This is a genomic window from Thioalkalivibrio sp. ALE14 (assembly GCF_000376845.1).
Lineage (GTDB): Bacteria > Pseudomonadota > Gammaproteobacteria > Ectothiorhodospirales > Ectothiorhodospiraceae > Thioalkalivibrio.
In genome coordinates this window covers 1-15,000 of sequence record NZ_AQXY01000024.1, presented here as the reverse complement: position 1 = coordinate 15,000, position 15,000 = coordinate 1, and the positions used below count along the sequence as shown (strand labels likewise).

The 15,000-nt window shown below is 67.4% G+C and carries 16 protein-coding genes (1 of these 16 only partly in view); 8 read left to right on the top strand and 8 right to left on the bottom strand.

The window, feature by feature from the left end; all coding sequences use genetic code 11:
* A protein-coding gene (gene tyrS / locus F572_RS0104465; RefSeq protein WP_017940781.1) for a tyrosine--tRNA ligase crosses the window boundary here: on the bottom strand, positions 1–936 show its 5' portion. Its footprint begins 279 nt before the window's first position; the window shows 936 of its 1,215 coding nt (coding positions 1–936); it begins with the start codon at positions 934–936; its stop codon lies off the left edge, out of view.
* 141 nt (positions 937–1,077) lie between these two features.
* On the opposite strand from tyrS, the gene F572_RS0104460 reads away from it, so the two are divergent.
* Positions 1,078–2,226 (top strand): anhydro-N-acetylmuramic acid kinase, encoded by a 1,149-nt coding sequence (locus tag F572_RS0104460; RefSeq protein ID WP_017940782.1) that lies wholly within the window; start codon positions 1,078–1,080, stop codon positions 2,224–2,226.
* Between the two features lie 56 nt (positions 2,227–2,282).
* On the opposite strand, the gene erpA is transcribed toward F572_RS0104460, so the two are convergent.
* From erpA to argC, 4 genes are read right to left on the bottom strand one after another with little or no spacing between them, the layout of a single operon-like run.
* On the bottom strand, positions 2,283–2,657 hold the full coding sequence (erpA, locus tag F572_RS0104455) for an iron-sulfur cluster insertion protein ErpA (RefSeq protein WP_017940783.1): 375 nt from the start codon (positions 2,655–2,657) through the stop codon (positions 2,283–2,285).
* 58 nt (positions 2,658–2,715) lie between these two features.
* The gene (locus tag F572_RS0104450) at positions 2,716–3,150 is read right to left on the bottom strand and encodes a polymer-forming cytoskeletal protein (protein WP_017940784.1); all 435 of its coding nucleotides are present in this window, start codon (positions 3,148–3,150) and stop codon (positions 2,716–2,718) included.
* Entirely contained in the window at positions 3,147–3,914 is a 768-nt protein-coding gene (locus F572_RS0104445; RefSeq protein WP_026142902.1) for a DUF6776 family protein, read from the bottom strand. The genes F572_RS0104450 and F572_RS0104445 overlap by 4 nt, the downstream gene beginning before the upstream one ends.
* Before the next feature lie 16 nt (positions 3,915–3,930).
* Positions 3,931–4,986, bottom strand: coding sequence for an N-acetyl-gamma-glutamyl-phosphate reductase (gene argC / locus F572_RS0104440; RefSeq protein ID WP_017940786.1), 1,056 nt, complete (start codon positions 4,984–4,986; stop codon positions 3,931–3,933).
* A 95-nt stretch (positions 4,987–5,081) separates the two neighbouring features.
* Between argC and F572_RS0104435 the strand changes: the two genes are divergently transcribed.
* Positions 5,082–5,597, top strand: a complete 516-nt coding sequence (locus tag F572_RS0104435; RefSeq protein WP_017940787.1) for a peroxiredoxin — start codon at positions 5,082–5,084, stop codon at positions 5,595–5,597.
* Between the two features lie 351 nt (positions 5,598–5,948).
* Positions 5,949–6,464, top strand: a complete 516-nt coding sequence (locus F572_RS0104430; RefSeq protein WP_017940788.1) for a CopD family protein — start codon at positions 5,949–5,951, stop codon at positions 6,462–6,464.
* A 60-nt stretch (positions 6,465–6,524) separates the two neighbouring features.
* Here the strand turns inward: F572_RS0104430 and ptsP are convergent, their stop codons facing one another.
* Both ptsP and F572_RS0104420 read right to left on the bottom strand, forming a co-directional pair.
* Positions 6,525–8,792 carry a phosphoenolpyruvate--protein phosphotransferase gene (ptsP, locus tag F572_RS0104425; protein ID WP_026142903.1) on the bottom strand — a complete coding sequence of 756 codons (2,268 nt, stop codon included), beginning with the start codon at positions 8,790–8,792 and terminating at the stop codon, positions 6,525–6,527.
* Between the two features lie 20 nt (positions 8,793–8,812).
* A complete protein-coding gene (locus F572_RS0104420; protein WP_017940790.1) occupies positions 8,813–9,373 on the bottom strand; it encodes an RNA pyrophosphohydrolase in 561 nt (186 codons plus the stop codon).
* Positions 9,374–9,537: 164 nt separating this feature from the next.
* On the opposite strand from F572_RS0104420, the gene F572_RS0104415 reads away from it, so the two are divergent.
* Positions 9,538–10,215 carry an HAD family phosphatase gene (locus F572_RS0104415; RefSeq protein WP_017940791.1) on the top strand — a complete coding sequence of 226 codons (678 nt, stop codon included), beginning with the start codon at positions 9,538–9,540 and terminating at the stop codon, positions 10,213–10,215.
* A 288-nt stretch (positions 10,216–10,503) separates the two neighbouring features.
* On the opposite strand, the gene F572_RS0104410 is transcribed toward F572_RS0104415, so the two are convergent.
* Positions 10,504–10,950 carry a hypothetical protein gene (locus F572_RS0104410; RefSeq protein WP_017940792.1) on the bottom strand — a complete coding sequence of 149 codons (447 nt, stop codon included), beginning with the start codon at positions 10,948–10,950 and terminating at the stop codon, positions 10,504–10,506.
* Positions 10,951–11,033: 83 nt separating this feature from the next.
* On the opposite strand from F572_RS0104410, the gene thiD reads away from it, so the two are divergent.
* From thiD to F572_RS0104390, 4 genes are all read left to right on the top strand, one after another.
* The gene (gene thiD, locus F572_RS0104405; protein ID WP_017940793.1) at positions 11,034–11,822 is read left to right on the top strand and encodes a bifunctional hydroxymethylpyrimidine kinase/phosphomethylpyrimidine kinase; all 789 of its coding nucleotides are present in this window, start codon (positions 11,034–11,036) and stop codon (positions 11,820–11,822) included.
* On the top strand, positions 11,812–12,471 hold the full coding sequence (thiE, locus tag F572_RS0104400) for a thiamine phosphate synthase (protein ID WP_017940794.1): 660 nt from the start codon (positions 11,812–11,814) through the stop codon (positions 12,469–12,471). Before thiD ends, thiE begins: the two co-directional genes overlap by 11 nt.
* 74 nt (positions 12,472–12,545) lie before the next feature.
* Positions 12,546–13,823, top strand: a complete 1,278-nt coding sequence (gene hemL / locus F572_RS0104395) for a glutamate-1-semialdehyde 2,1-aminomutase (RefSeq protein ID WP_017940795.1) — start codon at positions 12,546–12,548, stop codon at positions 13,821–13,823.
* Between the two features lie 84 nt (positions 13,824–13,907).
* Positions 13,908–14,726: a sulfite exporter TauE/SafE family protein gene (locus F572_RS0104390; protein ID WP_017940796.1), complete on the top strand. Its 819-nt coding sequence runs from the start codon at positions 13,908–13,910 to the stop codon at positions 14,724–14,726.
* Positions 14,727–15,000: the final 274 nt, after the last annotated feature.

Here is a 15,000-nt window from a genome sequence, read left to right as displayed (position 1 = left end):
AAAACGCGCCTGGGCGCGTTCGCCGTGGCCCGGTCCGTGGAATCGGTCAACCAGCTCGCGCCCCAGTTCGAACTTGATGTCGCGCGGATTGCGCTCGCCGGCCTCCGCCGCGCGGCGGGCCTCCCGAATGTCGTGCATGGGCCGAAGACTGAGCAGCTCGAAGTAGCGCCACATCAGTTCATCGGAGATGGACATCAACTTGCCGAACATGTCGTCGGGGGCGTCCTGAACCCCGATATAGTTGTTCAGGGACTTGCTCATCTTCTGGACACCGTCCAGTCCTTCCAGGATGGGCATGGTCAGAATCACCTGCGGTGGCTGTCCCTCCTGCTTCTGCAGTTCGCGCCCCACCAGGAGGTTGAACTTCTGATCGGTACCGCCCAGTTCCATGTCCGCCTTCAGCGCCACCGAGTCGTAGCCCTGAATGAGCGGGTACAGAAACTCATGGATCGCAATCGGCTGGTGCGCGCTGTATCGCTTGTGAAAATCGTCTCGCTCAAGCATGCGCGCCACGGTCTGACGCGAGGCAAGCTGAACCATGCCGGCCGCGCCGAGCGGCTCCATCCAGGTGGAATTGAAGACCACCTCGGTGCGTTCCGGGTCGAGGATCCGGAACACCTGCTCGCGGTAGGTCGCGGCATTGCGCTCAATGTCCTCGGTGGACAGCGGCGGGCGCGTGGCGTTTTTCCCCGAGGGATCGCCGATGCGACCGGTAAAGTCGCCGATCAGGAACAGGATGTGGTGACCGAGGTCCTGGAGCTGACGCAGCTTGTTGATCAGCACCGTGTGCCCCAGGTGCAGGTCCGGCGCGGTGGGGTCGAACCCCGCCTTGATCCGCAACGGGCGGCCCGTCTTGAGGCGCTCGACGAGGTCGTCTTCAAGCAGGATTTCGTCGGCACCGCGACGGATCACGGCCAGCTGGTCTTCGAGTTCCATGTCGCCCCTTGATCGAGATCGGCGACCGGCCCGGCTGGCCGGTCGCGCGCAAGGATACCGCGACGCCCGAACGGACGCGAAATGTGGCAGTGGTCCAGAATAGATACGGAATACTGCCGATCGCGCACGAGGGCCACCAGCATGATGGAACGCTTTATCGGACTGATGTCCGGGACCAGCCGGGACGGCGTCGATGCCGTACTGACGGAGATCAGCCAGGGCGGCGCTGTACGCGTGGTGGACCACTGCCAGCTGGACTACCCCGACGACCTCGCCCAGGAGCTGGCGACCGCCGCCACCACCGAAACCCTGCGCTACCGCCAGCTGGGCGCACTGGATGCTCGCCTTGGGTTGCTATTCGCGCGTGCCGTCCAGGCCCTGCTGGCCCAGACCGGACTCGCACCCGGGGCGATCCGTGCGATCGGTAGTCACGGCCAGACCGTGCACCACGCCCCGGATGCCGAGCCGGGCTTCACCTGGCAAATCGGGGACCCCTTCCGGATTGCGGAGGCCACGGGCATCGACACCGTGGCCCAGTTCCGCCCCCGCGACATTGCGGCCGGTGGCGAAGGGGCCCCGTTGGCCTGCGGCTTCCACGCAATGCAGTTTGCCGCAACCGACGAGACCCGCGCGGTACTAAACCTAGGGGGCATCGCCAATATCACCTGGCTCCAACCTGGCGAGCCCGTGACCGGCTTCGACTGCGGCCCGGCCAACACCCTGATGGACGACTGGAACCGGCGCCATCATTCGACACCGTTCGACCGGGACGGGGCCTGGGCTCGCAGCGGCACGCCCGACCCCGAACTGCTGACGCGGATGCTCCAGGATCCGTTCTTCCAGCGGCCTCCACCCAAGAGCACCGGACCCGAGTACTTCTCCCCCGCCTGGCTGCGCACCGCAGCGGGCAGCCGAGTCGATCGGGTCAGCCCCGCGGACGTCCAGGCGACCCTGGCGGAACTCACAGTGGAAGGCGTCCGGCGCGCCCTCGCGCACCTGCACACCCAGCCGCCCGACCGCCTGCTGGTATGTGGAGGCGGCGCGCACAACCTGCACGTGATGGATCGCCTGGCGAAGGCCCTGCCCGATACTCGCGTGGAGACCACCGAGCGCTACGGCATCCCGCCGCAACAGGTGGAAGGCGCCGCCTTTGCCTGGCTGGCCGCCCGGACCCTTGCCGGACAATCCGGCAACCTGCCCGAGGTCACCGGGGCACGCGGCCCGCGGGTCCTCGGCTGCATCATCCCCGGCGGCACCCGCCCGGTGGGGCGCCAGCGGTCCACCCCCTAACAAAAAAGGCCCGATCTGCCGGATCGGGCCTTTTTATAACGGACTTTCGCTCGTCTTCAGACCGAGAAGCTGGAACCGCAGCCGCAGGTCGTGGTGGCATTCGGGTTGCGGATCACGAACTGCGCCCCTTCCAGGCCTTCGCTGTAGTCGATCTCCGCACCGGCCAGATACTGGAAGCTCATCGGGTCGATCAGCAGGGTCACCCCGCCGTTTTCGACCACCGTGTCACCATCACCAACGGTTTCGTCGAAGGTGAAGCCGTACTGGAAGCCCGAGCAACCGCCACCGCTGACGAATACGCGCAGCTTCAGGTTGTCGTTGTTCTCTTCCTCGATCAGCCCCTTCACCTTGGTGGCCGCGGCATCGGTAAAGATCAGCGGGCTGGGGATTTCGATGTCCATTTCCGCTTCGGTCGTCATGGGCTCGGACATTCGGGGGCCTCCTGTAATAATCATTTTCATTCACGCTACGGAAGACTGAGCCCCGGAGTCAAGAATGCCCACCTTCCGTGGGATTGGTCAGGGCCTGGGGCTCGCCCGGCCCCTCCAGTTCGCCCTGGAGGGGATGATCCACGCGCTTGAGCAAACCGTCGACCTGGGCGCCTTCCGCCATCTGCAGCATAGTGTAGTAGAGGTTACCGACCAGCCGGGCGGTTTCCCCGAGTTCCACATGCTCACCCACATGGACATCGCCCTGCACCTCTCCGTTCATCAGCAGATGCGGAACCGCGATATGGCCCTCGATCACCCCCCCAGTGGCCACCACCAGGACGGCCGAAGGATCGGTCGCGCCCCGGATATCCCCGATGACCCGACCCTCGATGTGCAGCCCGCCATCAAACTCGATATCGCCGTGGATCACGGTATTGCGCCCGACCAGCGTGTCCACCTTGCTCGCCCGGCGGCCTTTCTTGCGTCCAATCATTGCGTACCCTCCAGCAGGCGACCCCATTCGGCCCGTTCGGAGACCGGTTCGAGATCCTCGTCATCTTCGGCACTCGCGCGCAGCGTCAGGTACTGCGGCTCGAACCCCTCTGGCAATCGGATCCGGACACGCTGGTTCCTCAGCAACCTCAGCCCCTCGAGCGTACGCGCGGAATCCACGTCCAGGGCCTCGGCATCGAGGGTGCTCACACCCTCCTCACCCGCCAGGACACCGTCCACCTCGAGTGACCACGTCAGGTCCACCGACTGCCCCAGGCCCGGGCGATAGAACTGAAAGCTTACATCGAACACCCCGGCCTGCCCGGTACGCTGCAAGCCGAGGGCACGGATGCCCAGACCGTCCTCGCCCGCCCCTTCCGCGAGACGCTGATAAAACGCCAGCTCCTCGCGCAACGCCTGCAGTTCGGCCTCCTGCCGCTCGATGTCGTTGGCAAAGGCCGCGACCTCTGCACCCTTGATCGCCATCTGCTGTTCGGCGCGGAGCAGGGCCTCCTCGGCTTCCCGGCGCGCTGCGATCTCCTGCTCCAGGTCCTTTCGCAGAGAATCGAGCCCCGCCTGCGGATCCACCGTTGCCGAGCCCTCCCGCAGATCCTTTGCCAACCAGCTCCCCATCCCGACGACCAGAGCCAGCACCAGCGCCCCGGCCAGCAGGAGCACCCACCATACGCCCCGGCCTCGCCCCGGCGCCCGCCGCCGGGCCGGTATACGCGGCCGGCGGGGCAGACGCGGGACGCGGATGCTCATGCGACCGGCCCGGGCATCAGGGGAAGACCGGCAGCGCGTCCAGCCCCGCGGTTTCCGGCTGGCCGAACATCAGATTCATGTTCTGCACAGCCTGCCCGGCCGCGCCCTTCACCAGATTGTCGATCACCGAGAGCACCATCAGCCGCCCGGAATGCGGGGGCTGCGCCAGGGCCACCCGACAGAGGTTGGTGCCACGAACGCTGGATGTCTGTGGATGCGAACCCGGCGGCAATGCATCCACAAACGGCTCGTCGCGGTAGCGATCCTCGAAACAGGCCTGCCAGTCGGCACCCGTCGTCTGCGGCCGCAGGTAAAGGGTCGCATGGATCCCGCGTGTCATCGGCACCAAATGCGGCTGGAAGATCAGCCCTACCGACTGCCCGGCCACCCCGCTCAGCGTCTGGTGGATCTCCGGCCAGTGCCGGTGTCCGCCGCTGGCGTAGGCGCGGAAGTCCTCCTGCACCTCGGCAAACAGTCCGCCGATCTGTGCCTTGCGCCCGGCCCCGCTGACACCGCTCTTGGCGTCCGCGATCACATCCGCCGGATCGATCAGGCCCGCCTCCAGCAGGGGCAGCACCGCAAGCGTCACGGCCGTCGGGTAACAACCCGGTACCGCAATCAGGCGAGCGTCGCGGATAAACGCCCGGTTCAGCTCGGGCAGGCCGTACACGGCCTCGCCCAGATACTCGGGCGCGCCGTGCGGCTGCCCGTACCACTGCGCCCACAGGTCGGGATCGCGGATGCGGAAATCCGCCGACAGGTCAATGATGCGCGTACCCCGCTCCAGCAGGGGCGCGGCCAGCGCGTGGGCCACCCCGTGGGGGGTAGCAAAGAAGACCACGTCGCACGCGCCCAGGGTCGCCTCGTCCGGCGCCTGGAACACCGCGTCGACCGCGCCGCGCAGGCTGGGGAACAGTTCGGCCACGGGCGTGCCCGCCTCGCCGCGCGAGGTCACCACCTGCAGATCGGCCGCCGGGTGCTGCGCCAGCAGGCGCAGCAGCTCCACACCGGTGTAGCCGGTGGCACCGACAACCCCGATGCGGATGGGTTTGCTGTTGGTTGCATTCATCATGCTGCGGCATGATACCGCCTTGGCCGGGACCACGGAACGTACGCCCGCCCCGCAAGTCCACCTTTTCAGGCTACTCGATCAACGGATCACACCCCATGAGCAAAGTCAGGATCGACCGCAAGGCCATCTTCGGAGGCATCTTCATCATCGCGCTGGTCGCCATTGCCGCGACTATCTGGCTGACCGATGACGGCATGCGCCCGGCACCCGCCTTCTCCGCCACCACCCTGGACGGCAAACGGGTAGCCCTGGAGGACTACGAGGGTCGCCCGGTGATGATCTCCTTCTGGGCCACCAACTGCCCCTCCTGCATCCGCGAGATCCCGGAACTGATCCACCTGCACGAGACCTACGCGGACAAGGGCTTCGAGCTGCTGGCGGTCGCGCTGTCCTACGACCCGATCAATCGCGTGGAGGCCATGCGCGAGGATCGCGGGATGCCCTACACGGTCATCCACGACAGCGACGATGCCTTTTCCCAGGCCTACGGCGGGGTGCGTCTGACGCCGACTACCTTCCTGATTTCGCCGAATGGCCGCATCGTCTATCAGAAGCTGGGCGATCCGGACTTCGAACAGATCGAACGCCACCTGGAACGCTGGCTCTCGTAAATCAACGCCGAGCGGGCACGCTTCCCCCGGCCCGTCAAGGAAACACTGATTAATGTACACGCTCGCGCTCGAGTCGCTTTTGCGTGCGAACAAGTCGCGGTGACTGCCGTGCAGTCATTCTGCACAAGGGAACCGCAACGCCGTGCGCGCGCCCGTTTTCGTCAACAACGGGCGGCCGAGCCCCTGCTCTCAATAGCTTGTGGGGTTGGCACCCCAGGTTCCCCGATTCTGCGTTGCGCCGCTTGCGGGTAGAACCACTACCCGCTGCACGACGCGCCTTGCCTCGGAAAACCTGGGATGCCAACGCGAGGGTGTACATTGATCAGTGTTTCCTCAACGCGAAGGACCTCCATGCAAGCCTACAACTGGTTCCTCAGCCTGCACGTGATCTTCATGGTCACCTGGTTCGCCGGGCTGTTCTATCTGCCGCGCCTGTTCGTCTATCACGCGATGACCGAGGACGCCCTGGGCCACGAGCGCTTCAAGGTGATGGAGCGCAAGCTGTTCTACGGGATCATGACTCCCGGCGCCCTGATCACCATCGCCTTCGGCGTGGCCATGCTGGTGGACCGCTCGTTCTACCTGGCCGAGCCGTGGATGCACTTCAAGCTGACCCTGATCGCGATCCTGGTCGCTTACCACGTCTGGTGCGGCAAGATCGTGCGGGACTTCCGCGATGACCTGAACCGCCGCGACCACACCTGGTATCGCTGGTTCAACGAGGTGCCGGTACCGATCCTGGTGGGCGCGGTGGTGCTGGTGATCAACCGCTCGATCCCCGATGCCCTGATCGCCATCGGCGTGGTGCTCGGGATCTTCCTGCTGAGCGCGCTGATTGCGCTGTGGCGGGCAAAGCGCAACGGGTAACGGTAACGGGGCAACGGACAACAGCGGGCGCCGGCGGCCCCGGATCACGGGCTCCCGGCGTCAGGTCTTGCCGGCGCGCACCAGGCCACCCAGCCCCGCCTGGACCAGGGCATTGTTCAGCAGCGAGCGGATCTGATCGGCATTCTCCAGCAGCCGGCACTGCGCCAGCAGCGCCTCGGCGCGGTCGGTGGAGAAGCTTCGGATGACCCATTTCACCCGCGGGATCGAGGACACGCTGACGCTCAGGCTGTCGATCCCCATTCCCAGCAGCAGGATCACCGCGGCCGGATCGGCCGCCATCTCCCCGCACACGCTGACCGGCTTGCCGGCCCGGTGCGAACCCTCGGTAATCGTCTCCAGCGCATGGATACAGGCCGGATGCAGGGTGTCGTAGAGATGCGCCACGCGGGCGTTGTTGCGATCCACCGCCAGCAGGTACTGAACCAGGTCGTTGGTGCCCACGGACAGGAAATCCACCCGCCGGGCGAGCATCTCCGACATGTATACCGCCGCCGGCACCTCCACCATCACGCCGACACGCGGCATCGGGATGCGGAAGCCCTCGTCCAGCAGCTCCTCGCGCGCCCGGTTGAGCAGGGTCATCGCGCCCTTCAGCTCATCCAGCGCCGAGATCATCGGGAACAGGATCTGCAGGTTGTCGTGTGACCGGCTCGCCTTGAGCATCGCTCGCAGCTGGGTCAGGAAGATCTCCGGGTGGTCCAGCGAGATGCGGATGCCGCGCCAGCCGAGGAAGGGGTTGTCCTCCTTGACCGGGAAATAGGGCAGGGCCTTGTCGCCGCCGATATCCAGCGTGCGCAGGGTCACCGGCATCGGGTCGAAGGAGGCCAGCACCTGCTCGTAGAGCTGGACCTGCTCCTCCTCGCCGGGGAACCGGTCGCGGATCATGAACGGGACCTCGGTTCGGTACAGCCCGACCCCCTCGGCCCCGGATTCCAGCGACGGCTTGATGTCCGCCAGCAGACCGGAGTTCGCCAGCACCGGCACGGCAACCCCGTCGCGGGTCTCGGCCGGGTCCTTGGCCAGCGCCCGCAGGTCCTCCGCCAGCTCGCGCTCCTCGCGTACCAGGCGCTCGAACTCCGCGCGCAGTTCGGCGTTGGGGTTCACGAACAGCCGGCCACGATAGCCGTCGACCAGGATCTCGCGCCCTTCCAGCCGCCCCACCGGCAGCTCGGACACCCCCATCACCGCCGGGATGTTCAGGGCACGCGCGAGGATCGCGATATGCGAGGAGCCGGTCCCCTTGGCCGAGACCATCGCCCCCAGCCGCTCGATCGGCACTTCTGCCAGATGCGAGGCGGTCAGGTCATCCCCGACCAGGATGCCGCCATCCGGAAACTCGTCCTGGCTTCGATCCGCCGGCAGCAGGTGCGACAGCACGCGGCGGCCCAGGTCGCGCACATCCGCCGCACGCTCGCGCAGGTACGGGTCCTCCATGTCCTCGAACACCCGTACGCTCTCGCGCACCGTGTCGCGCAGCGCGGCCGGCGCCCACTGGCCGTTGCGGATTCGCGCCTCGGTCTTGTGCACCAGCGAGTCGGAACCCAGCAGCATCAGATAGGCATCGAACAGCACCTGCTCGTCCGGCCCCAGGGCCTCGCCCATGCGCTGTTTCAGGTCCTCGATCTCGGTGCGGGTCTCCACGACCGCCTGCTTGAAGTGCTCCAGCTCGCCCTCCACCCCCGAACCCTCGCGGTCCGGGATGGAATCGAGATCCGCCAGACGGTAGGCCACCACGGCCCGCCCGATCGCCACGCCCGGCGAACCGGCAATCCCGGTCGCCTCGACGTTCACGTGCCCAATCAGCGGCGTCTCGGAGGAGATCTCGTCGTTGAACTCCGCATAGGCAATGGCCCCGGCCAGCTGCGCGGCGAGGGTAATCAGGAAGGAGACATGCTCGTCATCGAACTTGCGGGCCTGGTGCTGCTGCACCACCAGCACGCCCAGCAGGCTGCGCTGGTGAATGATCGGCACGCCGAGAAACGCGAGGAAGTGCTCCTCCCCGGTCTCCGGGAAGTAGCGAAAACGCGGGTGGTCCTGGGCGCTGTCAAGGTTGACCGGCTCGGCACGCGAGGCCACCAGCCCGACCAGGCCCTCCGAGGGATCCATCTCGACCTGCCCCACCGATTCCGAGCGCAGGCCCTCCGAGGCCATCAGCACCAGACGTCCCGACTGCGGCGACTTCAGGTAGATCGAGCAGACATCGATCTCCAGCGCCGCCTTCACCCGCGTGACGATAATGTGCAGCGCTTCGAAGAAATCCGCAGCACCGTTCACCTCCTGCACCACGCGGCGCAGGACCTCGAGCATCGAGGGCTGCTTCGGGATCGTCAACGCGAGGACACCGACGAGCGGTTCAGCGAGGTTTCCGGGCCGCGACCACCGGAGCGGCGCGCGCGCCCTGGATCCAGTTCGGGGAACATCAGCGGCACCAGCTCGCACAGCGCCCGGCGGTAGACCTGGCGCTTGAAGTGCACGACCTCGCGCGCCGGGCGCCAGTAGTCGATCCAGCGCCAGTCATCGAATTCCGGGGTTTCCATTGCATCCAGCACCACGTCGTCCTCGTGTCCGACCATGCGCAGCAGGAACCAGCGCTGCTTCTGGCCGATGCAGACCGGGCGCTGATGACGCCGGACCATACGCTCCGGCAGGCGGTAGCGCAGCCAATGGCGGGTGGCACCCAGCACCTCGACGTGCCGGGGAAACAGGCCGGTCTCCTCGCGCAACTCGCGGTACATCGCCTCTTCCGGCGTTTCTTCCGCGTGCACGCCCCCCTGGGGAAACTGCCAGGCCTCCTGACCGACCCGCTTGCCCCAGAACAGCTGTTTTTCCGCGTTGCACAGGATGATGCCTACGTTTGCGCGATACCCGTCACAATCAATCACTTGCATCAGCCAGACGCTTTTCTATTACTGGCATTGTTCCACAGCCGGCGCCCCGGCGGCAAAGCCCCTACCCGGCCTCCGGTGCCGGCCCTGCAGGGGACAGGAGGCTGCAGGCCGCCACGCCCGCCGGTACACTTTCGCCCGACTCATGCCAACCCGAGAACCGCCCCATGGCCCTGGCCCTGTTCGACCTCGACAACACGCTTCTTGCCGGCGACAGCGATCACGCCTGGAACCAGTTCCTGGCCGAAGTGGGTGCGGTGCACCCGACCTGCCACGCCGAGACCAATGACCGCTTCTACCAGGAGTATGTCGCGGGCGTCCTCGATATCCACGAGTTCTGCCGCTTCGCCTTCAGCCCGCTGGCCGAACACCCGCGGGCGCAGCTGGACGAGTGGCGGAAACGCTTCATCGACACCCTGATCCGGCCGATGATCGCCCCCGGCGCCCCGCGCCTGCTGGCCGAACACCGCGAGGCCGGCGACGAGCTGGTGATCATCACCGCGACCAACCAGTTCGTGACCCAGCCGATCGCCGACATGCTCGGCGTGGATCACCTGATCGCGACCCTGGCGGAAGAACGCGAGGATGGGGAGTTCACCGGCGAACTGACGGGCGTGCCCTGCTTTCAGGAAGGCAAGATCGTGCGCCTGCGCCAGCACCTCGCGGACCACCCGGACCCCGAGGGCACCATCGCACAGGCCAGCTTCTACAGCGACTCGCGCAACGACATCCCGCTACTGGAGCAGGTCGGCCGCCCGGTGGCCGTGGATCCGGACCCCACCCTCGCGGAACATGCCCGCAACAAGGGCTGGCCGGTCATCTCGCTGCGCGACACCACCGCTTGAGGCGACCCCGAGCCACTGGCCCGGGTGAGTTGATTGCACCACGAAGCCCACGAAGGCACGAAGAAAGGCAAGGTCAAGGGCGTTTTCACCACGGAGGGCACAGAGATCACGAAGAAAGACCGGAGTTCGGGATGATTGTTCAGGATGACCCGTAGGCTGGAACCAAGCCATTCGGCGCCAGCAAGGCTTGCAACAAAAGGATTTTCTTCGAGCCTTCGTGCGCTTCGTGGTGCAATCGCCCTTGACCTTTACAGTGCTGACGCCGCCTGGCGCGTGCAGCAGTCAGCGTTACTCAAAGACCGCCGCGATCTGCGCCAGGCGCTGGCCCGCCGGGGTATCACCCTTGCCGGCGGCCACGACCGCATCGCGGTAGCCCGTCACCAGCTCCGGTACCACGGCCGTCACCTGCTTGCGGCGCAGACGCCCGGCGCCGGTGACCGGCCAGGTCGCGCGGAAGTCGCAGTTGTCCAGCGCATCGCAGACCCACAGGCTCCATTCGTGGCGGGTCACGTCGATCTCGTGCTGACGGATCACCAGGCGATAGACATGCTGGGCATTCATGTCCGCCATGCCCACCCCGGGGCCCACGTGCTCCACCTTCAGCTCGGCGGCGAGCCGGTTGATCTCCTGCTCCAGTGCGGCCAGGGCCTGGTCGACCTCCGCGTTCAGCGTGCCACCCGCCGCGGCGGCGGCGACCAGGGGACGGAGGGACTCGACTTCGAACTCGCTGCTCATGCTGCGTACACTCCCGGGATTCATACAGGAAACGCCCCGGGGGTGCCGGGGCGCGCGCAACCTTAGCACGGGAACCCCCATTCATGAATCATCCTCCGATCGCGCTGACTATTGCCGGCTCCGACCCCGGTGGTGGCGCGGGCCTGCAGGCCGACCTCACAACCTTTACCCGGCTCGGCGTACACGGGGCCACGGCGGTGACCGCGATCACCGTGCAGGACACCCGCAACGTGGTGGATTTCAGCGTGCTGCCCGCGGAACAGTTGCGCGGCCAGATCGAGGTCACACTGGCCGATCTCCAGGTCGCCGCGATCAAGATCGGCATGCTCGGCTCGGTGGACAACGTCACCACGGTCTCCGCGCTGCTGGCCGCACACCCGCACATTCCGGTGGTGCTGGACCCGGTGATGGTCGCCGGCGGCGGCGGGGCGCTCGCCACAGAGGCCGTGGTCGACGCGACCCGCGAGGCCCTGCTACCGCGCGCAACCCTGATCACACCGAATGGGCCCGAGGCCGCGCGCCTGGCTCGCACCGAGGATGCCACGCGGTGGGGACAACAGCTGCGCGACCTGGGTGCGCGCAACGTGCTGGTCACCGGCGGCCATGAGGGCGGCGGGGACGAGCCGATCATCAACCGCCTGTACCGCGAGGACGGTCACGTTCGCCCCTTCGAGCTGCCGCGCCAGCCGGCGGGCTACCACGGCTCCGGCTGCACCCTGGCCGCGGCCATCGCCGCCTTCCTCGCGCGCGGTCGCGATCTGGAACCGGCGGTAATCGAGGCTCAGGCCTTCATGAACGACGCAGTCGCCCGGGGCTACGCCCCCGGCCACGGCCAGCACGTCCCCAACCGGCTGTGCCCCCATGACGCCTGAGCGTGACCCGCGGCTGCGCGGGCTCTATTTCATCACCCCGCCCGTTCCGGAGGGCGCGGACCCGCGCGCCACCCACCTCGAAAACAGCCGTGCCGCACTGCGCGGCGGCGCGCGCCTGATCCAGTTCCGCGACAAGGTTCTGACCGGTGAGGCACGCGCGGCTATCGCGCGTGAGCTGGTCGCCCTCGCCCATGCCCACGGCGCGTTGTGCATCATCAACGATGACACCGAACTGGCCGCGCGCGTCGAAGCGGATGGCGTGCATCTGGGCCGCGACGACCCCGATCCGGCCGCGGCCCGCATGCGGCTCGGTCCCGGCGCGATGGTCGGCGTCTCCTGCTACAACGAGCTCGAACGGGCCCGAGCGGCCCTGGCTGACGGCGCCAGCTACGCGGCCTTCGGTTCCGTGTTCCCGTCGCCGACCAAGCCCGACGCGGTGCGCGCGGAACTCGATCTGTTCCGCGAGGCCCGCGCGAAGCTGGAACTCCCCATCTGCGCGATCGGCGGGATCACGCCCGAGAACGCCTCCGATGTGGTCGCGGCCGGCGCGGACATGGTCGCCGTCATCCAGGGCGTGAGCGCCGCGCCCGACCCCGAGGCCGCCGCGCACCGCATCGCCGGCCTGTTCAACCCGGGCGAAACCGACTGATTCTTTGCACGCCCGCCTGGCCGCCGCTATGGTTGCCTGGCCTACCGAATCCAACGAACCACAGGGACATCGTCATGCAGGAAACCGAGCGTCTGTTCGAGGCCGCCAAGCAGCACATCCCCGGCGGCGTGAACTCCCCCGTGCGCGCCTTCAAGGGCGTCGGCGGGACCCCGATCTTCATGGACCGCGCCAACGGCGCCTACATGTGGGACGCCGACGGCCAGCGCTATATCGACTACATCGGTTCCTGGGGCCCGATGGTCGCCGGCCACGCCCACCCCGAGGTGATCGAGGCGGTGCGCGAGGCCTGCAATAACGGCCTGTCGTTCGGCTGCCCGACCCGGCTGGAGAACGACATGGCCGACAAGGTCTGCGAGCTGGTGCCGTCGATGGATATGGTGCGCATGACCAACTCGGGTTCCGAGGCGACCATGAGCGCGATCCGCCTGGCGCGCGGCTACACCGGGCGCGACCGCATCGTGAAGTTCGAGGGCAACTACCACGGTCACGGCGACTCCCTGCTGGTGAAGGCCGGCTCCGGTGCCCTGACCCTCGGGCAGCCCAGCTCCCCGGGCGTACCCAAGGAACTGGCCGCGCTGACCAGCACGCTGACCTACAACGACCCCGACGGCGTGCGTGCCTTCTTCGCCGAGAAGGGCGACGAGGTCGCCTGCATCATCGTCGAACCGATCGCCGGCAACATGAACTGCATCCCGCCGGAACCGGGCTTCCTCGAGACCCTGCGCGAGGTCTGCGACCAGCACGGCGCGGTCCTGATCTTCGACGAGGTGATGACCGGCTTCCGGGTGTCGAAGAACTGTGCCCAGGGCTACCTGGGCGTGACCCCGGACCTGACCACGCTGGGCAAGATCATCGGCGGCGGCATGCCGGTCGGGGCCTTCGGCGGCAAGCGCGCCATCATGGAACACCTCTCGCCGTTGGGCCCGGTCTACCAGGCCGGCACCCTGTCCGGGAACCCGATCGCGATGACCGCCGGGCTGAAGACCCTGGAGATCCTGTCGCGCCCGGGCTTCCACGACGAGCTGGAGCAGCGCACGAAGAAGGTCGTCGCGGGCTTCGAGGACGCCGCGCGCGAGGCCGGCGTGGCCGTGACCACCAACCAGGTGCCGGGCATGTTCGGGCTGTTCTTCTCGGAGCAGAAGGTCACCGACTTCGCCGGCGCCACCGCCTGCGATACCGCCGCCTTTGGCCACTTCTTCCACGCGATGCTGGGCGAGGGCATCTACCTCGCCCCCAGCGCCTTCGAGGCCGGCTTCATGTCCAACGCCCACTCGGACGCCGACATCGACGCCACCATCGAGGCCGCCCGCAAGTGCTTCAAGGCGCTCTGAGCGCGCTTCCTCCCCCTGAACAGTGAGCCGGCAATCCCAGCGGTCTGCCGGCTCACTGTGCCCTGACCCGCTGCCCACCGCCGAATGACCGAGACACTGATCCAGTCACCGCTGGCGCTGGGGCTGCTGTTTGTGGCGCTGGGCCTGGTCGCGGGCATCCCGGCCGGGATGTTCGGCATCGGCGGCGGGCTGATCCTGGTGCCGGTGTTCGTGGCCGTGTTCAGCCTGCTGGCCTTTGACTCGGCCAGCCTCGTCCAGCTCGCGGTCGGCTCCTCTCTGGGCGCGATCATCCCCACCGCGATCCTGTCGGCCCGTGCCCACCATCGCCGCGGCGGCGTGGACGGCGCGGCGGTACGCCGTCTGCTGCCGGGCATCATCGTCGGTGCATTGATCGGCGCCTGGCTGGCCACGCGCATCGACTCCGACCACCTCGGCCGCATCTTCGGCGCCTTCGAGGTCGCAATCGGGATCTGGATGCTACTGAACATCCGGCCCCCGGAGGCCCCGGTGCCACGGCGCAGCGTCTGGCTGGGTGGCGGGGCCCTGATTGGGGCCGTGTCCTCGCTGATCGGCATCGGCGGTGGCACGCTCACCACACCATTCCTGGTCAGCCAGGGGCTGGAGCTGCGCCGCGCGATCGGCTCGGCGGCCGCCCTGGGCGTACCCATCTCCATCGGCGCCAGCCTGGTGTTCGCCCTGCCGCAATGGACCGACCCGGCCTATCAGGCGCCGGAATGGGCCCTCGGTTATCTCTACCTGCCGGCCATCCTCGGCGTCGTGATCGGCACATCCATCAGCGTACGCGGGGGCGTATGGCTGACCCATCATCTGCCGGTCGCCCACCTCCGCCGCGGCTTCGCCGGCATCCTGATCGTCGCCGGCCTCCTGATGCTCATCCGCTAGCGCGCGGGTCTCGCCGGAGCCGTCATCTGGCTTTCGCGGTGGCTCCGGGCCACCGCCTGCCTTGTTGTGGCTGGTCCCGGTTCGTCGTTGGGTGTTTACAGTGGCTTCGGTCCGCCGCCTGCCATGCGCTGACTCGCCAGCGCGCCGCGAGGTACTTCTTTGCTCGTGCAAAGAAGTACCCAAGAAACACGCCCGACTGCCGCGACCCCGGCCCGCTGCGCGGGCCGGGGTTTCCCTCGCTCCGAGGCTTTTCGCGGGCGGCGCTGAACTCGCT